This window comes from Streptomyces sp. CA-181903 (assembly GCF_050937075.1).
Lineage (GTDB): Bacteria > Actinomycetota > Actinomycetes > Streptomycetales > Streptomycetaceae > Streptomyces.
The window spans coordinates 4866760-4887134 of the sequence record NZ_JBNJLY010000001.1 but is presented as its reverse complement, the minus strand read 5'-3'; the positions used below and the strand labels follow the sequence as shown (position 1 = coordinate 4887134).

General features: G+C 73.7%; 16 protein-coding genes and 2 pseudogenes. 9 read left to right on the top strand and 9 right to left on the bottom strand.

The annotated features are described in order from the left end of the window. Nucleotides 1-84: 84 nt before the first annotated feature. A complete protein-coding gene (gene fdxA, locus ACQEVS_RS21920) occupies nucleotides 85-405 on the bottom strand; it encodes a ferredoxin (protein ID WP_004950253.1) in 321 nt (106 codons plus the stop codon). A 114-nt stretch (nucleotides 406-519) separates the two neighbouring features. Between fdxA and ACQEVS_RS21915 the strand changes: the two genes are divergently transcribed. Together ACQEVS_RS21915 and ACQEVS_RS21910 are read left to right on the top strand one after the other, a co-directional pair. Next, a complete protein-coding gene (locus tag ACQEVS_RS21915; protein WP_433022872.1) occupies nucleotides 520-1503 on the top strand; it encodes a GNAT family N-acetyltransferase in 984 nt (327 codons plus the stop codon). Between the two features lie 111 nt (nucleotides 1504-1614). Further along, entirely contained in the window at nucleotides 1615-2448 is an 834-nt protein-coding gene (locus tag ACQEVS_RS21910) for a transglutaminase-like domain-containing protein (protein WP_433022869.1), read from the top strand. A gap of 70 nt (nucleotides 2449-2518) precedes the next feature. Here ACQEVS_RS21910 and ACQEVS_RS21905 read toward each other — a convergent pair. From ACQEVS_RS21905 to ACQEVS_RS21885, 5 genes and pseudogenes are all read right to left on the bottom strand, one after another. Next, nucleotides 2519-3121, bottom strand: a pseudogene (locus ACQEVS_RS21905) (response regulator transcription factor); the annotation flags it as partial. Nucleotides 3122-3240: 119 nt separating this feature from the next. Further along, nucleotides 3241-4428: a sensor histidine kinase gene (locus tag ACQEVS_RS21900; protein ID WP_433022867.1), complete on the bottom strand. Its 1188-nt coding sequence runs from the start codon at nucleotides 4426-4428 to the stop codon at nucleotides 3241-3243. A gap of 47 nt (nucleotides 4429-4475) precedes the next feature. Further along, entirely contained in the window at nucleotides 4476-5216 is a 741-nt protein-coding gene (locus ACQEVS_RS21895) for an ABC transporter permease (protein ID WP_433022864.1), read from the bottom strand. After that, a complete protein-coding gene (locus ACQEVS_RS21890; RefSeq protein ID WP_433022862.1) occupies nucleotides 5213-6172 on the bottom strand; it encodes an ABC transporter ATP-binding protein in 960 nt (319 codons plus the stop codon). Before ACQEVS_RS21890 ends, ACQEVS_RS21895 begins: the two co-directional genes overlap by 4 nt. 205 nt (nucleotides 6173-6377) lie before the next feature. Beyond that, nucleotides 6378-8072, bottom strand: coding sequence for a hypothetical protein (locus ACQEVS_RS21885; protein WP_433022860.1), 1695 nt, complete (start codon nucleotides 8070-8072; stop codon nucleotides 6378-6380). Nucleotides 8073-8873: 801 nt separating this feature from the next. Here ACQEVS_RS21885 and ACQEVS_RS21880 point away from each other — a divergent pair. Continuing rightward, entirely contained in the window at nucleotides 8874-9341 is a 468-nt protein-coding gene (locus ACQEVS_RS21880; RefSeq protein ID WP_433022858.1) for a hypothetical protein, read from the top strand. Nucleotides 9342-9646: 305 nt separating this feature from the next. On the opposite strand, the gene ACQEVS_RS21875 is transcribed toward ACQEVS_RS21880, so the two are convergent. From ACQEVS_RS21875 to ACQEVS_RS21865, 3 genes are all read right to left on the bottom strand, one after another. Beyond that, a complete protein-coding gene (locus tag ACQEVS_RS21875) occupies nucleotides 9647-10030 on the bottom strand; it encodes a DUF6113 family protein (RefSeq protein WP_433022855.1) in 384 nt (127 codons plus the stop codon). Next, nucleotides 10024-10953, bottom strand: coding sequence for an N-acetyl-1-D-myo-inositol-2-amino-2-deoxy-alpha-D-glucopyranoside deacetylase (mshB, locus tag ACQEVS_RS21870; protein ID WP_433022852.1), 930 nt, complete (start codon nucleotides 10951-10953; stop codon nucleotides 10024-10026). Before mshB ends, ACQEVS_RS21875 begins: the two co-directional genes overlap by 7 nt. 194 nt (nucleotides 10954-11147) lie before the next feature. Then, complete coding sequence (locus ACQEVS_RS21865) at nucleotides 11148-11342, bottom strand: hypothetical protein (RefSeq protein WP_004954526.1); 195 nt, start codon at nucleotides 11340-11342, stop codon at nucleotides 11148-11150. 226 nt (nucleotides 11343-11568) lie between these two features. On the opposite strand from ACQEVS_RS21865, the pseudogene ACQEVS_RS21860 reads away from it, so the two are divergent. From ACQEVS_RS21860 to ACQEVS_RS21835, 6 genes and pseudogenes are all read left to right on the top strand, one after another. Then, nucleotides 11569-13688: pseudogene (locus tag ACQEVS_RS21860) on the top strand (alpha/beta fold hydrolase). A gap of 305 nt (nucleotides 13689-13993) precedes the next feature. Further along, nucleotides 13994-15001, top strand: a complete 1008-nt coding sequence (locus ACQEVS_RS21855) for an ABC transporter permease (RefSeq protein WP_433022848.1) — start codon at nucleotides 13994-13996, stop codon at nucleotides 14999-15001. 143 nt (nucleotides 15002-15144) lie between these two features. Then, a complete protein-coding gene (locus tag ACQEVS_RS21850) occupies nucleotides 15145-16938 on the top strand; it encodes an ABC transporter substrate-binding protein (protein ID WP_433022845.1) in 1794 nt (597 codons plus the stop codon). Nucleotides 16939-17073: 135 nt separating this feature from the next. Beyond that, nucleotides 17074-18051, top strand: a complete 978-nt coding sequence (locus tag ACQEVS_RS21845; protein ID WP_433022843.1) for an ABC transporter permease — start codon at nucleotides 17074-17076, stop codon at nucleotides 18049-18051. 297 nt (nucleotides 18052-18348) lie between these two features. Beyond that, the gene (locus ACQEVS_RS21840) at nucleotides 18349-19359 is read left to right on the top strand and encodes an ABC transporter ATP-binding protein (RefSeq protein ID WP_433027805.1); all 1011 of its coding nucleotides are present in this window, start codon (nucleotides 18349-18351) and stop codon (nucleotides 19357-19359) included. Then, nucleotides 19356-20375, top strand: a complete 1020-nt coding sequence (locus ACQEVS_RS21835; RefSeq protein ID WP_433022840.1) for an ABC transporter ATP-binding protein — start codon at nucleotides 19356-19358, stop codon at nucleotides 20373-20375. The genes ACQEVS_RS21840 and ACQEVS_RS21835 overlap by 4 nt, the downstream gene beginning before the upstream one ends.

The window sequence follows — 20375 nt, the reverse complement described above, 5'->3', positions numbered from 1 at the left end:
GGTGGTCCATGAGGTGGTCGGGGAATGCCGCGGCCCCGTACGGCGGTGGGCTGTACGGGGCCGGGTGCGGTGCCTAGGGGCAGCTCACTGGTTCTGCGGCGGCAGCGCGGCGATGAACGGGTGGTCCCGCTCGATCAGCCCCAGCTTGGAGGCGCCACCCGGCGAGCCGAGCTCGTCGAAGAACTCGACGTTGGCCTTGTAGTAGTCCTTCCACTCGTCCGGGGTGTCGTCCTCGTAGAAGATCGCCTCCACCGGGCAGACCGGCTCACAGGCGCCACAGTCGACACATTCGTCCGGGTGGATGTACAAGGACCGGGAGCCCTCGTAGATGCAGTCGACGGGGCACTCCTCGATGCACGCCTTGTCCTTCACGTCGACACAAGGCTGCGCGATGACGTAGGTCACGCTGTCGTTCCTCCTCGGTAGGGGTCATCTCGCGCGGGAGCGCGGCGTCGTCGATGCCCACACCTAGTATCTCCGTTCCGGGGCTCATCACGAACAGGAGGGGCTGGGAGAGCTGTGGAATTCACCACGGGCGGTCGGCTGGAAATACGGATCAGTTCCGAAGATGTGGGAAAAAGGGTGTCGGTGCGGGCGCTGAACGACCGTACCCGCTCCCCGGAACGGTTCACCGACGCCGTCGGAACGCTCGACTCCTGGACGGGCGGTGTGTTGCGGATCACACGTCGCGACGGGCGGACGGTCGAGGTCGCGGAGGACGCGCTCGTCGCGGGCAAGGTCGTCCCGGCCGCCCCCGCGCGGCGGCGCGGCCCGGCCGCGACCCTGCGCGAGCTCCAGGACGTCGCCGCCCGCGGCTGGCCCGCGACCGAGACCGCGCGGCTCGGCGACTGGACGCTCCGCGCGGCCGGCGGCTTCACCGCCCGCGCCAACTCGGCGCTGCCCCTGGGCCGTTCCGGACTGCCGCTGCCGGAGGCGGTGGACCGCGTCACCGCCTGGTACCACGAGCGGGGGCTGCCGGCGCGCGTCCAGGTCACCACCGGCGATCCGGCGGAGGACGAGCGGCTCGACGCCGAGCTGGCCGCGCGCGGCTGGGCCGGCGAGCGGTACGCCCTGATGCGGACGGCCGCCCTGGCGCCGCTCGCGGACGCGGCGGAGGACGTCGGCCGGGTGCTGCTCGGCCGCGAGCCCGACGACGCGTGGCTGGACGCGTACGGACGCGTCGAGGACCCCGCCGCGGCCCGCGCGGTGCTGGCCGGCGGGCCGTCCGTGTGGTGCGCGCGCGTTCCGGGCGCCGCCATCGGGCGCTGTGTGATCGACGGCCGGTGGGCGGGGTTCGCCGCCCTGGAGGTCTCCCCGGAGCACCGGCGGCAGGGGCTGGCGACGCTGGTGACGGCCGCGCTGGCACGGCGGGCGCTGGACGAGGGCGCCTCGGCCGCGTACCTCCAGGTCGAGACCGGCAACGCGGGCGCGCTGGCGCTCTACGACCGGCTCGGCTTCACGACGCACCACGCCTACCACTACCGTCGCGAACCGGAGCACTGAGCGGCGGGCGCGCGCGGATCGCCGCGGAGGGATCACCATGGGAAGCGTGGAGGGCGGCCGGCGGCGCGCGGAGACCGCGCGGCCGGCCCTCATGACCTGGGGAAGGCCGGAATGACCGAGACCAGCGGCCGGCGGCGGTTCGCCGAAGCGGCCCGCGACGAGCGGCCCGACCTGGCGCTGCTGTGCCTGCTCATCGCCGCCGAGGCCGATCCCGGGCTCGGTGAACGGGAGCTCGACGCGGCCCAGATGGAGCTGGACCGCCTCGCCGGGATGCTGCCGGCGCTCGGCCGGCACGCCGAGCCGGAGCGCTGGGCCGCGGCCCTCGCGGAACTGCTCGGCGAGCGCTGCGGCTTCCACGGGACCCCCGCCGACTACCGGCGGCTGGAGTCCTCCCTCCTCACCTCGGTGCTGGAGCGGCGGCGGGGGCTGCCGATCCTGCTGTCCGTGGTGTGGCTGGAGGTGGCCCGGCGGGCCGGGGCGCCGGTGTACGGGGTGGCGCTGCCCGGCCACTTCGTCGTCGGCTTCGGCGCCCCCGAGGGGCGGCACGTGCTCGCCGACCCGTTCGAGGGCGGGCGGACGCTGTCCGAGGAGGAGGCGGGGCTGCTCGTCGCCGGCGCCACCGGCACCCCGGTGCCGCCCGCCGCGTTCTCGCCCGCCGAGCCCCTGGAGATCGTCCTCCGCGTCCTCAACAACATCCGCGCCTGGGCGGCGGCCCGCCCCGAGCGCGGCGGCGTCCGGCTCTGGGCCGTCGAACTCTCCCTGCTCCTCCCCAGCCACCCGGCGCGACTCCGCCACGAGCACGCCGAACTCCTGGTCGAGCGCGGGGAGTTCGCCCGGGGGGCGCGGGAACTGGAGGAGTACGCCGAGGTGATCGCCCCGGTGGAGCCGGAGACGGCGGAGGCGGTGCGCCGGCAGGCGCTGGCGGCGCGGGCGCTGCTCAACTGACGCGCTGCCCAACCGACGCGCTGCCCAACCGACGGCCGGGGCGGCGCGGGTGCGCGTCACGCCCGCACGCTCAGAGCCACCCCTTCTCCCGCGCGATGCGCACCGCGTCGGCCCGGTTCCGCGCCCCCGTCTTCTGGATCGCCGTCGACAGGTAGTTGCGGACGGTCCCGTGCGACAGGTGGAGCCGCTTCGCCAGTTCGGCGTTGGTCGACCCGTCGGCCGAGGCGCGCAGCACGGACCGCTCGCGCTCGGTCAGCGGGTCCGCCCCCGCGGCGAGGGCCGCCGCCGCGAGGGCCGGGTCGATGACCCGCTCGCCGCGCAGCACCCGGCGTACGGCGTCCGCGAGCTGGGCCGCCGGGGCGTCCTTGACCAGGAAGGCGGACGCGCCCGCCTCCATCGCCCGGCGCAGGTAGCCGGGGCGGCCGAACGTCGTGAGGATGACGATCCGTACCTCCGGCGCCTCCCGTCCCAGCAGCGCGGCCGCCTCCAGGCCGGTCAGCCCGGGCATCTCGATGTCCAGCAGCGCCACGTCGGGCCGCGCCCGCCGGGCCGCCTCCACCACCTCGTCCCCCCGCGCCACCTGCGCGACGACCTCGATGTCCGCCTCCAGGTCCAGCAGCGCCGCGAGCGCCTCGCGGACCATGGACTGGTCCTCGGCGAGGAGGACACGGACCGGGGGACGGACGGCTCGGCGGAGGTTTCGCTCATGCCGTCAGGGTAGGGGGCGGCGGCCGGCGCGCGGTGCGTCGGTGCAGGTTGGAGGGGGGTGAGGAGGTTAAGGGAGGGGCACTCTCAGGAGGCGCGCTCCGGTGCGTCCGCCGGAACCGGTATCTCTGGTTCCGCACGGACCAGGGGGACGCAGGCGCGGAGGCGGAAGCCGCCGCGGGGGCCGCGGCCGGTCTCGAGGCGGCCGTCGGCGAGGGCGAGGCGTTCGGCGAGGCCGGTGAGGCCGTTGCCGTGCGGGCATTGTGGGCCCTGGCCGTCGTCGGTGACGGTGAGGCGGAGTTCGTCGCCGTTCTCGGCGAGGGAGACCTCGCAGCGGCGGGCGCCGCTGTGCCGGACGGTGTTGGTGACCGCCTCGCGGAGGGCCCAGGCCAGGGCGCCCTCGGCGTCGGGGGCGAGGTCGGGGTGGCCGGTGCCGGCCCGGGTGAGGTCCGCGGTGATGCCGGCGGCGGCGAGGGCCGTCCGGGCGCCGGCGAGTTCGCCCTCCAGGGTGGGACGGCGGAAACCGGTGACGGCCTCGCGGACGTCGACGAGGGCCTGCCGGCTGACGCGTTCGATGTCGGCGACCTGCTGGGCGGCCTGCTCGGGGCGGTCCGGCAGCATCCGGCCGGCGAGCTCGCTCTTGAGGGTGATGAGGGAGAGGGAGTGGCCGAGCAGGTCGTGCAGGTCGCGGGCGAGGCGGAGGCGCTCCTCGTTGGCGGCGAGCTGGGCGACGGCGGCCCGCGCCTCGCGGAGCTCACGCATGGTGCGGCCCATCTGGACGACGGCCGTCATCGCGCCGCCGCCGAGCAGGGTGGCCGTCAGCACCATGAACAGGCCGCTGTCCGCGTGGCCGCTGAGCAGGCCGAGCGCCAGGACGGTGGCGCCGATCGCGGCGATGGCCCGGGCCGCGAGGCGGACCGGCAGCAGGACGGCGCTGGAGATGGACACGTAGACCAGCAGGGTGAGCCAGGCACCGCCGAGCGTCACCACCATGAGCAGGGACAGGACGTACAGCCCGGTCAGGACGCCCAGCCGCCCCCGGTCGGGGACGTCGCCCGACCGGGGGCCGAAGAGCAGGAAGAGGTAGCCGGCGAGGAAGGCGGAGAGCCCGCACCAGCCGAACGCGGTGGCGGTCGGCGAGTGCCGGCCGCCGGTGAGATCGGCGACCGCGTACACCAGATAGGTGAGGTACAGGACGGTCCAGCAGGACTTGACCAGGAACTGCCGCCGGGTCTCCGGAGCCCTGCCGATCATCATGTCACCGTTTCCGTCCATGTCCCCGAGTCTCCCCCAGGGCCCCCGGGAGCCGGGAGCCGCGCACGTCACGCCTTGTGGGTGTCCCTGCGGTACAGCCAGGCCGCGGCGCCGCTGAACAGCGCGAGGTAGCCGACGAGCAGCAGGACGTCCCGGGCGCCCGGCGCGTCGCCGCGCTCGATCGCCTGGCCGAGGGCGGCGTAGGCGTGGGTGGGGACGTAGTCGGCGATCGTCTGGAGCCAGTGCGGGAAGGACGCGGAGGGCATCCACAGTCCGCCCAGGGCGGCCAGGCCGAAGTAGACGATCATCGTGATGGGACGGACGGCGTCACCGGTGGCCAGGTAGCCGATGGCCACTCCGAGCGCCGCGAAGACGCAGCTGCCGGCCCAGATGGAACCGGTCAGGGCCAGCCACTGCCACGCCTCCAGGCGGACGCCCTTGACCGCGGCGGCGATGGCGAACACCACGAGGATGCCCGGCAGGGAGACCACGGCGGCCGAGGCGATCTTCGCGGTCACATAGCCGCGGCCCGGCAGCGAGGTCAGCCGCAGCTGGCGCACCCAGCCCTTCTCGCGCTCCTTGGCGATGCGCTCGGCGTTGCCGATCAGGACGGCCGTGATGGCGCCGAAGGTGGCCATGGAGACCATGTACAGCACCGGGAAGGTCAGCCCGGTGTCGCCCAGCTTCTCGTCGCTCTTCGCCCCGGACGCGATCAGCAGGTAGAGCGCCGCCGGGTAGAGGACGGAGAAGAACATGAACTTCTTGTTGCGCAGGGTGCGCGCGACTTCCAGCCGGATCAGGGTGTTCATGCGGAGACCGCCTCCCCGGCGGTGGCGGCGTCGGTGATGGCGATGAATGCCTGCTCCAGGCCGAGGCCCGCGACCTCCAGGTTGCGCGGGTAGAGCCCGAGCCCGTACAGCGCGTGCACGGTGGCGTCGGCGTCGTGGGACTGGATCCGGACGGTACGGCCGTTGATCTCCAGGCCGGCCAGCATCGGCAGGGAGCGCAGCGCGTCCTGCGGAATCTGCCCGTCCAGGTCGAAGACGATCCGGCGGGCGCCGGCCTTGGCCTTGATCTCCGCCGCGGAGCCGTCCGCGAGGATCCGGCCGCGGTGGAGGACGATGACGCGGTCGGCGATCGCGTCGGCCTCCTCCAGGTAGTGGGTGGCGAAGAGGACGGCTCGGCCCTCGTCGGCCTGGCGGCGCATGGCGCTCCAGAACGCCTGGCGGGACGTGACGTCCATGCCCGTCGTCGGCTCGTCGAGGACGATCAGGTCGTTCGCGCCGGCCGTCGCGAGTGCGAAGCGCACCCGCTGCTCCTGGCCGCCGGAGAGCTTGTTGACCAACCGGTCCGCGATCTCGGTGATGCCCGCCTGCTCCATCACCCGGTCCACCGGGTACGCGCGCGGGTGCAGGTCGCAGGCGAGGCGCACCAGTTCGCGGACGCGGACGTCCTCCATCAGGCCGCCGCTCTGCAGCATCGCGCCGACCATGCCCTGTTCGAGCGCGCGCTGCGGGGCGGTGCCGAAGAGCTCGACCGTGCCGGAGTCGGGCTGGCCGAGGCCGAGGAGGAGGTCCAGGGTGGTGGACTTGCCGGCGCCGTTGGGGCCGAGGAGGGCGACGGTCTCGCCCGGGTAGAGCTGGAGATCGAGATCGGCCACGGCGTGTACGGCGCCGTAGCTCTTGTTGACGTTCGTGAAGCTGACGGCGGGAACGGCTCCCGCACGCCGGCTGTCCCCCGTGAACGTCCCTGCGGTGATGGTCATACGGCCATCCTGACCGGACGGCCGCGCGCGGGGCAGTGTCGGGCGTCGTGTGCTCGGCATGACAGATGTCATGTACCGGCCTCGCCCGGGGGACGGGTGATGCGGGAGGTCCCCGTTCCGGGGACCGGGACGGGGCCTCCTCGCTCGTGGCGTCACAAGCGCCGGCGCCAGTGGCCTGGTGCCGGCGCTTGTGGCCTGCCGGGTGTCAGCCGACGTTCGTCTTGATGACGACCAGCCGCTCGGCCGGCGTCTTGCCGCGCAGCGCCTTGCCGAGCGCCCCGGCGACGTCCTGCGGGGTGACCGGCGTCCTGCTGCCGTTGCCCCGGGTGATCAGCACGCCGTCGAAGCTCCTGCCGTACAGCGACTTGATCGCTTCCAGGTTGTAGCTCTCGACCAGCTTGCCGCCGACCTCCTTGACCGTGAGGATCTTCGGCAGCGAGAAGGCCGGACCGAACTGGACGCGGTGCGCCGCGTCGGTCTGGATCGTGACCCGGTCGGACATCGCCGGCTTGGCGAACTCCTCCATCATCCGGTCGACCTCGGCGTCGGACACCTTCGGCTGCCGGCTGGTGGTCGGCAGCGTCACGTCGACGTCCTTGCCGGTCTCGACGCGCTCGCGGTAGGCGTCGGCCACGGCCTGGACGCCCTTGTCGACGTCCACGCCCTGGTACGGCTTGCCGTACACCGGGACGGCCTTGCCGGGGACGAAGCGGATCGTTCCGTCCTTGGCGCCGCCGGTCTCGCCCGCGAGGGACTTGAGCGCGGCGGCGACCTTCTCCTCGTCGACGGTCACCGTCGGCCGGGCCGTCTTGCCGCTGCCCACGAGGGAGCCGACGACGGTGACGGGGTTGTAGTCCCGGCCGGAGACCGAGCGGACGGTCTCCTGGGTGTCGATGGACAGCCCGGCCACGGACGGCTTCAGGTCCGCCTTCTTGCCGCCGATGGTCACCTTCAGCGGCGCGGTGGCGCGGCTGCCGACCTTGGCGTCGAGCTTCTGCACGGCCTGCTCCTTGGAGCTGCCGCCGATGTCGACGCCGAGGACGGTGGTGCCCTGCGGGACGTCGGAGTGGTTCATCACCAGGCCGGCGCCGTAGGCGACGCCGCCGAGCACGACCACGGCGCCCGCCAGCAGGACGAGCTTGTTGCGGCCCTTCTTCTTGGGCTTCTTGGGCGCGCTCTTCGCGGCGGCCTTGGCCGGGGGCTTCGGGGCGCTCGGCGGAGTGCCCTGGACCACGCCCGGCGGCTTGGGAACCGACGGGCCGCCGGGCTTGGGCACGGCGGGGCCGCCGCCGGGGCCGGGCACCGACGGACCGGCCTGGCCGGCCGCCGCCGCGCCCGTCTTGGGCTTCGGTACGGCGATGCGCGGGGCACCGCTGTCGACGGGCGGCTTGGGCACGGCGACGCGGGGCGCGCCGCTGTCGAGCGGCGGCTTCGGGCCGCCGGGGGCCTTCTGGCCGGCCGGCGCCTTGGGGCCGCCCGGGGTCTTGGGGCCACCCGGGGCCTTCTGCCCGGCCGGCGTCTTCGGGCCGCCCGGCGCGTTGTGCCCACCGGGTGCCTTCTGCCCGCCGGGCGCGGTGTGTCCTCCCGGCGCGGTGACCGGCGGCATGCCGCTGACGAGGGTCTCCGCGGCCGGGTTCGGGCGCATGGCGCCGGGCGGCGGCGGGACGGAGCCCGGGACGCCGGGCGGCGGCACCTGCGGGCCCGACCACTGCTGACCGCCGGTCTGCTGACCGGCCTGGGGAGCGCCCTTGGCGCCCTTCTTCTTTTTGCCCGGTTTCTGGTTCTGCTTCTTCTGCTGCTGCGCGGGGCCGGGCCCGGGCGGCGGCACGGCCGGGGACTGCCCCACCGGCGGCGGCACCACCGGGAAGCCGTCGTGCGGGGTGTCCGTGCGGTTGCCCACGGGGAACGGCAGGCGGGGGCCCTGCCCCTGGCCGGCCTGGCTCCCCTGACCGGCCTGGCCGGGGGCCTGGCCCTGGCCGGGGAACGGCGGTGCCGGGAACTGCTGGGTGGTCTCCGGGGCGCCCGGACCGTTCGCCGCTCCGGCGCCCGGCCCGCTCCACGGCGCGCCGCCGGGGCCTGGGGGCCGCCGGGGCGCGAAGGGGCGCTGCCCGTCAGCGCGTCGGCGCTCCAGGGCGCTCCGCCGGCCGCCGGGGTGGTGTCGAAGGGGTCATTGGGCAGCTGCGTGGCGCCGGTGACGGACGGGTCACCGGGGACGGGCATGGCAGCCGTGGTCTCCGGGCCGCCGGGCCACGGCGCACCGCCCTGACCGGGGGCCTGGCCGGGGAACTGCCCGTGGGCCTGGTGGCCGCCGCCCATGCCCGGGTGCGTCCCCTGCCCCTGCGACGGGCTCGCGAACGGGTCACCGGGGACGGGCCCGGCGCCGGTCGTCGCGGGGTCGCCCGGCCAGGACGCGTTGCCGCTTCCGGGGATCTGCTGCATCTGCTGCGTCGGGTGCGACTGCTGAGCCTGCGGGTACGGGGACTGGGCACCGCCGCCGAAGGGGTCGCCGGAGGTACCGGGGCCACCGGGCCACGGGCTGCCACCCTGACCGCTCTGTCCGCTCTGACTGTTCCGTCCGCTCTGCCCGCCCTGGGCGCCAGGCGCGCCCGGGACGCCCGCGCGCGGCACCGCGCCCGTCGTCGACGGGTCGCCGGGCAGCGGCGGGTGCGGGGCGGCACCGCCGCCTGCGAGGTCGCGCGGTATGCCGGGCACCGCGCCCGTACCGGCGTCGGCGCCCGCACCGGGCACCGGGCCGCGCGGCGCCGGGGTGCGGCGGGGCAGGCCGTTCGCGCCGGCCGCGGGGGAGCCGCCGGGCGGCGTGGAGCCGGCGGCCGGCTTGCGGGGCGCGAACCAGTCGCTGGTCTTCTCGGCCGGGCGCTCCGGCTCGGGGGCCGGGGCGGCGGCGGGCGGCTCGGAGCGCCGGGCGGGCGCGGCGGCCTGCGGACGCTCGTCCGCCTCGCGCTGCCGCGCGGCGCCCTGCGGGGCCTCGGGTGCCGCGGCGGCCTCGCCGGTCTGCGCCTCGTCGCCCACGGGCGTGCGCATGACCACCGGCGGGATGGGACGCGAGCCCGGGATGTTGATGCGGATCCGCGTGGTCAGCGTGGTCTCGGTCTTCGGCGCGTCCGGCTTGCGTCCGGTGTGCGGCCGGCCGTCGCCCGCGGATCCGTAGGGCTGAGTCCCCGACGGATACGCGGCGCCACCGCGGCCCTGGGGCCCGGAGGACGGACTGTCAGATTCTCGGCTCAAAGCAGGTTCTCCCGGTTATTCTCCGCCGCCCTCCGACCTCTCCGGGGTCGCCCATGCCCAAGGTCAGGGGGGCTCGGCGGCGCCACCACCATACTGGGCACCGCGGGCGCGCACTTGACGAGCGCCGGATACCCAGGCCGCCCACCGGCGATACGCGCCGTCGCGGCCCGCACGGGGGCGGGCGACATCAAGGAAAAGTCAGGCGAAACGCCGGACAAAACAGTCGCCTCACGGGCCAAGTCGGCTGTCGCGCCCGTTCGGTTGCGGATTTCGGACGAGCGTGGCACAGATCACAACGACGATCATCCCGCCCAGCATGAAGACGTTCGACCCGAGCCCGGCCTCGAACAGGAAGTCCCCTTCGGGGCGGTTGAGGGCGAGCAGCAGCACCGCGAGCAGCCAGCCGACGCCGCCCACGGCGGCCCCCGTCCGGCCGCCCGTCAACGCCCGTCCGCCGTAGCAGAGGCCGCCGACGGCGAGCAGGGCGAGCAGCAACCCGCCGGGGAACCAGGCGCCTTGCACCAGCGCGCCCGCGACGCCGACCAGGAAGCCGAGGACCAGCAGGCCCAGATGGGAGACGACCTTCCCGGCCGTCAGGGTGCCGGTCAGCACGCCGCACCCGGCCCCTCGACGGCCCCGGCCGCGTCGGCGACGCCGGCGAACAGGTCGTCCTCCCGGACGGCGGCCGCCTTTCCGCGGACGAGGCGGTAGCACTCGTCGGCGAGGAGCGGCTGGCCCAGCCCGTTGGAGAGGGCGAAGAAGTGACCGTCCACCACGATCTGGGTGGCGTGCGCCCGCATGGCCGCCGCCTTCGCGGAGAGGTGGGGGGCCGTGTGCGGGGCGGCCGTCACCTCGTCGTCCGGGACGACGCCCGGCACGTCGTCGAGCGCGGCGACGCCGGGGAACGGCATGGCGTCACCCGCCGCCGCGGCCTCGCGCAGCCGCGCGAAGCCCGCCTCGACGACCGAGCGCGGTACGCAGTTCCAGTACACCTTCGCCACCGCGTGCGGCTCCCCGAGGTCCCGGCGGAACCCGGGCTCGGCCGCCAGCTCCACCGCGCGCATGGCCACCCGGTGGGCCTGGATGTGGTCGGGGTGGCCGTAGCCGCCGTCCGGGTCGTAGGTGACCAGCACCTGCGGGCGCACCTCGCGCACCACCTCGACGAGGTACGCGGCGGCCTCGTCGAGATCCGCTCTCCAGAAGCTCCCGGGCCGGTCGTTCTGCGGGGCGCCCATCATCCCGGAGTCCCGGTAGCGTCCCCGGCCGCCCAGGAAACGGTGGTCGGTGACGCCGAGCTCCTTCATCGCGGCGGCCAGTTCACCGACGCGGTGGGCGCCGAGGACGTCCTCCCGGTCGGCCGCGAGGTGCGCGAGGCCCGGCGGGATCACCTCGCCCTCCTCGCCGAGGGTGCAGGTCACCAGGGTGACGTGGGCACCCTCGGCCGCGTACTTGGCCATGGTCGCGCCGTTGTTGATCGATTCGTCGTCCGGGTGCGCGTGCACCAGGAGCAGCCGGCGGCCGGGAAGGTCGGTCATGGGCACAGCCTACGAGCCGGACGGCACGGCGCGGGAGCCGACCGCGGCGCCGCGCGGACGCCCGGGACCCGTCGGACGGATTCCCGGGACCCGTCGGACGGATGCCCGGACCTTTCGGACGGACCCCCGGGACCCGTCGGAGCGGATCAGAACTCGATGCGGTCAGAACTTGACGCGGCCAGAACCTGATGCGGTCAGAACTTGATGCCGCCGATCATCGCGGTGACGCTCTTCGTCAGCTGGTGGAGGGTGGGGGCGACGGTCGAGCTCGCGAGGTAGAACCCCAGCAGCACGCAGATCGCGGCGTGGCCCGCCTTCAGCCCCGACTTCCGGCACAGCAGGATCACGATGATCGCCAGCAGCACCACCGCCGAAATCGAGAGCGCCACAGCGGTTCACCTCCAGATACGCGGTCGAACGGACGGCAGACGGACGGCAGGTCGAAACGGCGCGCACGGGCCCGTGGGGGTACGCGGCGGCATGCGGGGGCGTCCCCCCTCCGCGTGAAGGATCATAACTATCCGCACAGCTCTCGTGACTCGGTGCACAGGAGCGCGCCCGGGGCGCACGGTGACTTCTCGCCGCCCGGCACGGGTCGGCCCTAGGCTCGGCCGCATGACCGGACAGCTCTCGTTCCCCCGCCAGTACGCCCGGACGCAGCGCTACACCCTGGGCGCTCCCCGCGCGTTCACCGTGGCTCCGGACGGCTCACGCGTCGTCTTCCTGCGCTCCCGTTCGGGCACCGACCGCTCCCATGTGCTGTGGGTACTCGACCTCGACGACGGCCGGGAGTACCCGGCGGGCGATCCGGCGGCCCTGCTGGGCGGCGCGGAGGAGGAGTTGTCGCCCGAGGAGCGCGCGCGGCGCGAGCGGGCGCGCGAGGGCTCGGCGGGCATCGTGGGCTACGCGGTGGACGGCGCGGCCGAGTTGGCGGCCTTCGCCCTGTCGGGGAGGCTCTTCGTCGCCGAGCTCCAGGGCGGGAGCGCCGTCGAACTCCCCGTGCCGGGCCCGGTCACGGACCCGCGGCCGTCGCCCGACGGCCGGCACGTCGCGTACGTCGCGGGCGGGGCGCTGCGCGTGGTGGAGGCGGACGGCGGCCAGGACCGGCCGCTGGCGGAGCCGGAGTCGGCGGACGTCACGTGGGGGCTGGCGGAGTTCATCGCGGCGGAGGAGATGGACCGCTCGCGCGGCTTCTGGTGGTCGCCGGACGGTACGGCCCTGCTGGCGGCCCGGGTGGACGAGGCGCCCGTGCGCCGCTGGTGGATCGCCGACCCCGCGCGGCCCGCCGAGGCCCCGGCCGAGATCGCGTATCCCGCCGCCGGCACCCCGAACGCGGAGGTGACGCTGGCCCTGCTGGGCCTGGACGGCTCCCGTACGGACGTGACGTGGGACCGTGCCCGCTTCCCGTACCTGGCCCGGGTGCACTGGTCCGCGGGCGGCCCGCCGCTGCTGCTGGTGCAGGCTCGCGACCAGCGCACGCAGACCGTCCTGGAGGTGAACACCGCCACCGGCGCCACGCGTGCGCTCCTCACCGAGGAGGATCAGGCGAATTGGCTGGATCTTTTCCCGGGGTGCCCGCGTGGACGCCCGACGGCCGGCTGGTGCGGATCGCGGACGCGGACGGGGCGCGCGCCCTGGTCGTCGGCGAACGGGTGCTCACCGGACCGGAGTTGTTCGTCCACGACGTGCTCGACATCACCGATGAATCGGTGCTGGTCAGGGCGTCCGCCGGGGCCGCCGCGGACGATCCGGAACCGGGCGCGGCACACGTCTGGCGGATCGGCGAGGGGGGCGCGGAACGGCTCTCCGACCGGCGCGGGCGGCACTCCGCCGTACGCTCCGGGGCGGTCATGGTCCTGGTCTCGGCCGTACCGGACCGGCCCGGGAGCGAGGCCGTCGTCCTGCGGAACGGCAAGCCGGTGGCCACCGTGGCGTCGCTCGCCGAGACCCCCGTGCTCTCCGCGCGCCCCCGGTTCACCCGGTCGGGGGATCGCGGGATCCCGTGTGCCGTGCTGCTGCCGACCGGTTACCGGGAGGGCGACGGTCCGCTGCCCGTCCTGATGGACCCTTACGGGGGACCCCATGCCGCCCGGGTGGTCGCCGCGCACAACGCGCACCTCACGTCCCAGTGGTTCGCCGACCAGGGCTTCGCGGTGGTCGTCGCCGACGGCCGCGGCACCCCGCACACCTCCCCCGCCTGGGAGAAGGCGATCCGCGACGACTTCGCGGGCGCCACCCTCGACGACCAGGTCGCCGCCCTCCACGGCCTCGCCGACCGCTTCCCCCTCGACCTGGACCGCGTCGCCATCCGCGGCTGGTCCTACGGCGGCTACCTCGCCGCCCTCGCCGTCCTGCGCCGCCCCGACGTCTTCCACGCGGGCATCGCGGGCGCCCCGGTCACCGACTGGCGGCTGTACGACACGCACTACACCGAGCGGTACCTCGGGCTGCCGGAGGAGCGGCCGGAGGTGTACGAGCGGAACTCGCTCGTCGGCGAGCGGGGGTTGTCGGGAGCCGCTCCGGAGCGGCGGCCGCTGATGATCATCCACGGGCTGGCGGACGACAACGTGGTGGTCGCGCACGCGCTGCGGCTGTCGTCCGCGCTGCTCGCGGACGGGCGGCCGCACGAGGTGCTGCCGCTGTCCGGGGTGACGCACATGACTCCGCAGGAGCAGGTGGCCGAGAACCTGCTGCTGCTCCAGGTGGACTTCCTGCGGCGGTCGCTGGGCGGGTGAGGGTCCCCGACCCCGCCCCTTCGCCGTTTCCCGGGGCAAGCCCCCAGCCCCCTTGTCCTCAATCGCCGGACAGGCGGATTTCAGCCCGTCCGGCGATTGAGGGCGACCGCGCGGAGCGCGGTTTCGGGGGTCCGGGGGCTTGCCCCCGGGAATCGGCGAAGGGGTGGGGCCGGGGCACGATTCCGCACCACCCGCCGCAGCCCTCTTGACCGCGCGGTAACTCCGTTGCCACAGTCCCGTCCAACCGGCGTGTGAGCCCGACCACACCGTCGGGACACACCGACGACACAGCGGGGGGCCGCGCCATGACGAGTCCTTCCCCGACCGTTCCGCCTCTCCCGCCCGCCGGGGCCGTACCGGCCGCGCCCCCGGGACCGGCGGGCCGCTCCCCAGGACGCCTGATGTGGCTGCGGTTCCGGCGCGACCGCGCCGGCGTCGTCTCCGCCTGCGTCGTGGTGTTCTTCTTCGCCGTCGCGGCGGCGGCGCCGCTGATCTCGAAGCTGTACGGGAAGACCCCCACGGCGACGTACGGGCTGGACGAGACCGGTCTGCTCAACGAGTACGGCTACCCGATCGCCCCCAACGGGGGGATCTCCGGCCGGTTCTGGTTCGGCATCGAGCCGACGCTCGGCCGGGACGTGCTGACGCAGCTCGTCTACGGCATCCGTACCTCGCTGCTGATCGCCGCGGCGGCCACCGTCCTGTGCGTGGTGACGGGGGTGCTGATCGGGGTGACGGCCGGGTACGTCGGCGGGCGGACGGACTACTTCCTGGGGCGGTTCATCGATCTGCTGCTGGCGTTTCCGCAGCAGTTGTCGTTCGTCGCGTTCACCCCGGTCGTCTACGCGCTGTTCGTCAGCCCGGAGAAGGAGACCCCGACCTATCTCAGGGTGGTGACCCTGATCGTGGTGCTGTGGGCGCTGGGCTGGATGGGGCTGGCGCGGCTGCTGCGCGGGCAGGTACTGAGCCTGCGGGAACGGGAGTTCGTGGAGGCGGCCAGGGTGACGGGTGCGTCGCCGTGGCGGATCATCACCCGCGAACTGCTGCCCAATCTCTGGACGCCGATCCTCGTCCAGTCCACCCTGATGCTCCCCGCCCTGGTCACCGCGGAGGCGGGACTCTCCTTCATCGGCGTCGGCATCGTGGAGCCCACCCCGGACTGGGGGCGGATGTTCGCCAACGGCGCCAAGTACTACGAGAGCGACATCACCTACATCTTCTTCCCCGGGATAGCGATGATCCTCTTCGTGGTGGCCTTCAACCTCCTCGGGGACTCCGTCCGGGACGCGTTCGATCCCCGGACCCAGCGCTGAACGGGCGCCGGAGGCGCGGCGCGTACGGCACGGCGCGCGGGACACGGCACACAGCGCACGGCACGCGGCACGTACGGCACGGCACATACGGCACAGCACAGCACGGCACGTCAACGTCACCACACGGACAGGCAGGTGCACCCATGAGGAGACACGACCGCAGGGCCCCTTACGCCGTGGCCCTGGCCGCCGGGGCGCTGGTGGTCTCCGCGTGCAGCAGCGGCGGGGGCGGGGGCGGCGGGGGTGACGCGAAGAGCGAGGGCCCCGGCGAGGACAAGACGGTCTCCGCCAACTACTCGATCGGCACCGCCGCCGACGCGGCCGGCCCGGCCCCCGAGGTCGCGGGCGCCAAGAAGGGCGGCACGGTCACCGTCCTCCAGCGGGACGCGTTCAACCACCTCGACCCGGGCCAGATCTACTTCTCCGACGTCCTGGCCGACCAGATGCTCTACAACCGCTCCCTCACCTCGTACAAGATCGACGACAAGGGGCGGGTGAAGGTCGTCGGCGACCTCGCGACGGACTCCGGCACCTCCTCGGACGGCGGGAAGACCTGGAAGTTCACCCTCAAGGACGGGCTGAAGTTCGAGGACGGGTCCGCGATCACGTCCAAGGACGTCCGGTGGGGCATCGAGCGGCTCTACGCCCCGTTCGAGACCGACGGGCCGCTGTACATCCCGCAGTGGCTCAGCGGGGACGGCAACGCCTTCCGCAAGGCGCTGCCCGACGGCCCGTACCAGGGCAAGCACCTGCCGTCGTCCGTCCTGGACACCCCCGACGACAAGACGATCGTCTTCCACTTCCAGGCGCCGCACGCGGACACCCCCTACGCGACGGCCATGCCCAACATCGGCGCGGTGAAGGCGGACAAGGACGGGCAGCGCAAGTACGACAACGCGCCCTTCTCCTCCGGGCCGTACAAGGTGGGCAGTTACAAGGTCGGGAAGTCGCTGACCCTGGTGCGGAACGAGCACTGGGACCCGAAGACCGACCCGATCCGGCACCAGTACGCCGACCGGTTCGAGATCAGTTTCGGCCACCAGTTCGCCGACTCCACCCGGCGCTTCCTCGCCGACCAGGGCGGGGACAAGAACGCGCTCTCCTTCAGCAACGCCGTGGCTCCCGAGATGACCGAGAAGGTCCTCGGCCAGCAGGACACCAAGGCGCGCCGGCTGCTGGAGATCCAGCCGTACGTCGACTACATCTCCTTCAACACCACCCGTCTCAAGGACGTCAGGGTCCGCAAGGCCCTCGCCTACGCCATGCCCAACGGGCAGATCCTCCAGCAGAACGGCGGGGCCTCGGCCGGTGTCGTGGCCACCAACTACCTCTCCCCCGCCATGGACGGCTACCGGCCGACCGACCCCTACGGGAAGAAGGAAAAACCCGCGGGCGACCCGGAGAAGGCCCGGGCCCTGCTGAAGGAGGCGGGGAAGGAGGGACAGGAGATCGTCTACGCGTACGCCAACACGGACGTACAGCAGAAGGTCGCCGTCGTCGTCACCCAGGCCCTGGAACGGGCGGGTTTCAAGGTGCAGAAGAAGGAGATCGACGCCAACACCTGGCGGACCTCCATCTCCGAGGTGGGCAACAAGTTCGACATCTACCGCACCTCCTGGGGCGCCGACTGGCCCGTCTCCTCGACCGTCGTCCCGCCGCTGTTCGACGGCCGGCAGATCGCCGACGGCGCACAGAACTACGGCCACCTCGACGACCCCAAGGTCAACGCGGAGGTCGACCGCATCACGAAGATCACGGACGTGAAGCAGGCGGGCGCCGAGTGGCAGAAGCTGGCCGACCGGATCCTCACCGACGACGTGCCGGGTGTGCCGACCTTCTACAACCGGCTGTACTCGCTGTGGGGTTCGGGGCTCGGCGGGGTGAAGTACCACCCGGTGTACGGGACCGTCGACCCGACCGGGGTGTTCGTGAAGTGACGCCGGTACGGGCGGGGGCGCCCGTGCGCTCCCCGCCCGTGCTCCCCCTCCCCCCTCCGCTCGCCGCCCGTGCGGGCGCCACCGCCCCTCCCCACCCCTCCAGGCCGGCCACCGACCCGTGAAGAGCCCGCAGCCATGCTGAGATTCCTCCTCCGCCGGTCCCTCGGCGCGATCGTCATCGTCCTGCTGATCAGCGCGATCACCTTCGCCCTCTTCTTCGCGCTGCCCTCCGAGCCCGCCCTGATGTCGTGCGGCAAGAACTGCACGCCCGACGCGCTGGCCGTCATCAACAAGAACCTGGGCCTGAACGAACCGGTCCCGGTCCAGTACTGGCACTACATGACCGGCATCTTCACCGGCCGCGACTTCTCGGTGGGCCACTGCCCGGCGCCCTGCCTCGGCTACTCGTTCTCCAACCAGCAGCCGGTCTGGGACACCATCGTGGACCGCTTCCCGACCACCCTGTCGATCGCCCTGGGCGGGGCCGTCGTCTTCCTCGTCGTGGGCGTCGGCATCGGAATGATCGCCGCCGCCTTCCGGGGCACCTGGATCGACAAGTTCTTCAGTTCGCTGTCGCTGATCGGCAACTCGCTGCAGATCTACTTCGTGGGCGTCGTCGCGCTCGCCGTGTTCGTCAGCGGGCTGCACTGGTTCGACAACCCGGCGTACTACCCGATCACCCGGGACCCCGTGAAGTGGTTCACCGGGATGATCATTCCCTGGCTGGTGCTGTCGATCATCTTCATCGCCAACTACAGCCGGATGACGCGCTCCCAGATGATCGAGCAGCTCACCGAGGACCACGTCCGCACCGCCCGCGCCAAGGGCCTCGGCCGCCGCACGGTCTTCTTCCGCTACGCCTGGCGGGGGGCGATGACGCCGATCGTCACCCTCTTCGGCATCGACCTGGGGTCGCTGTTCGGCGGGGCGATCGTCACCGAGTTCACGTTCAGCCTGCACGGGCTCGGCCGGCTCGCCGTCTCCTCGGTGAGCGAGACCGACCTGCCCACGCTGATGGCCGTGATGCTCGTCGCCTGTACGGCGATCGTCGTCGCCAACATCGTCGTGGACGCGGCGTACGCGGTGATCGACCCGCGGGTGCGGCTCGGTTGAGGCTCCCCCGGACGTCGAGGCTCCCCCGGACGTCGGGGCTCCCCCGGACCCGGCTGAGGCTTCCCAGGACACGCAAGGAGTTCCCCCGATGAACGACACCCCGCCGCCCGGCCCCGCGGAACCGCAGCCGCCGCCGGGCCCCGCGGAAGCCGACGCACCGCCCGGCCCCGCGGATGCGCAGCCGCCATCCGGTCCGGCCGATGCGCGTCCGTCGCCCGGCCCCAGCGAAGCGCGTCCGTCGCCCGGTCCCGCCGAAGCGGCGGCGCAGCCGCCGCCCGCTCCCGCCCCTCCCCCTTCCTGTCCATCCGTGACCTGCGCGTCCGCTTCCGCACCGAGGACGGCGTCGTCAAGGCCGTCGACGGCCTCTCCCTCGACCTGGAGCGCGGGCGCACGCTGGGCATCGTCGGCGAGTCCGGCTCGGGCAAGTCCGTCACCGCCCTCACCGTCCTCGGCCTGCACGACCCGCGCACCACCGAGGTCACCGGACAGGTGCTGCTGGACGGACAGGAGGTGACGGGCGCGTCCGAGGCGGTGCTGGAGCGGCTGCGCGGCGCCAAGGCGGCGATGGTCTTCCAGGACTCGCTGACCGCCCTCTCCCCGTACTACACGGTCGGCCGGCAGATCGCCGAGCCGTACCGCAAGCACACCGGCGCCTCCCGGCAGGCCGCCCGGCGGCGGGCGGTCGAGATGCTGGCCCGGGTCGGCATCCCGCACGCGGCGAAGCGCGTCGACGACTACCCGCACCAGTTCTCCGGCGGCATGCGCCAACGCGCCATGATCGCCATGGCGTTGGTCTGCGACCCCGAGCTGCTGATCGCGGACGAACCGACCACCGCCCTCGACGTCACCGTCCAGGCGCAGATCCTCGACCTGCTCAAGGAGCTCCAGCGGGAGACCGGTTCGGCGATCGTCCTCATCACCCACGACCTGGGCGTGGTGGCCCGTACGGCGGACGACCTGCTGGTGATGTACGCGGGACGGGCCGTGGAGCGCGGCACCGTCCGCGAGGTGCTGGGCGACCCGCGCCACCCCTACACCTGGGGCCTGCTGGGCTCGATGCCCCGGCTGACCACCGACCCGGACGCGCCGCTGGTACCCGTCCCGGGCACGCCGCCCAGCCTGCTGGCGCCGCCGCCCGGCTGCCCGTTCCACCCGCGCTGCGCCTGGACCGGGGAGGTGCCGGGCGACCGCTGCGCCACCGACCGCCCGGAGCTGCCCGCCGGCCGCGGCGCGGCCTGCCACCTGCCGCCCGGCCGGCGGCACCCCGACTTCATCGATCCGCCGGCGGCTCCGAGGAGCGAGGCATGACCGACGACATCCTGGTCGCCGAGGGGCTGACCAAGCACTTCCCGGTCCTGGGCGGCTTCCCCGTCCGGCGCCGGGTGGGCGCGGTACGGGCCGTGGACGGCGTCGACCTGGCCGTCCGGGCCGGGGAGGGCTTCGGTCTGGTCGGCGAGTCCGGCTGCGGCAAGTCCACCACCGGCCGGCTGCTCACCCGGCTGCTGGAGCCGACCGCAGGCCGGATCACCTATCAGGGTGAGGACATCACCCACGCGGGCCGCCGGCAGCTCGCGCCCGTCCGCTCCCAGATCCAGATGATCTTCCAGGACCCGTATTCGTCGCTCAACCCCCGGCAGACGGTCGGCCGGATCATCGCCGGCCCGATGGAGGTCAACGGCATCCGCCCGCCCGGCGGCCGGGAGGCCCGGGTGCGCGAACTGCTGGACACCGTCGGTCTCAACCCCGAGCACTACAACCGCTTCCCGCACGAGTTCAGCGGCGGCCAGCGGCAGCGCGTCGGCATCGCCCGCGCGCTCGCCCTCGACCCCAAGGTCATCATCGCGGACGAGCCGGTCTCCGCCCTGGACGTCTCCATCCAGGCCCAGGTCGTCAACCTGCTGAAGACCCTGCGGCGGGAACTGGGCATCGCCTTCCTGTTCATCGCCCACGACCTCGCCGTCGTCCGGCACTTCTCGCAGCGGGTGGCGGTGATGTACCTGGGACGGATCGTGGAGGTGGGCCCGCGGGACGCCATATACGTCCGCCCCCGGCACCCGTACACCCACGCGCTGCTCTCCGCCGTCCCTGAGGTCCCCCGGCCGGGCACCCCGGCGGAGGCGGCCCCCCAGGAGCGCATCCGCCTCACCGGCGACGTCCCCTCCCCGGTCTCCCCGCCCTCCGGCTGCCGCTTCCGCACCCGCTGCTGGAAGGCGACGGAGAAGTGCGCGGCGGAGGAGCCGCCGCTGGTGCGGGCGGAGGGGAGCGGGGAGGGTCATCTGTCGGCTTGTCACTTTCCGGAGCCGATGGCTTCGCCGGAGGGGTGA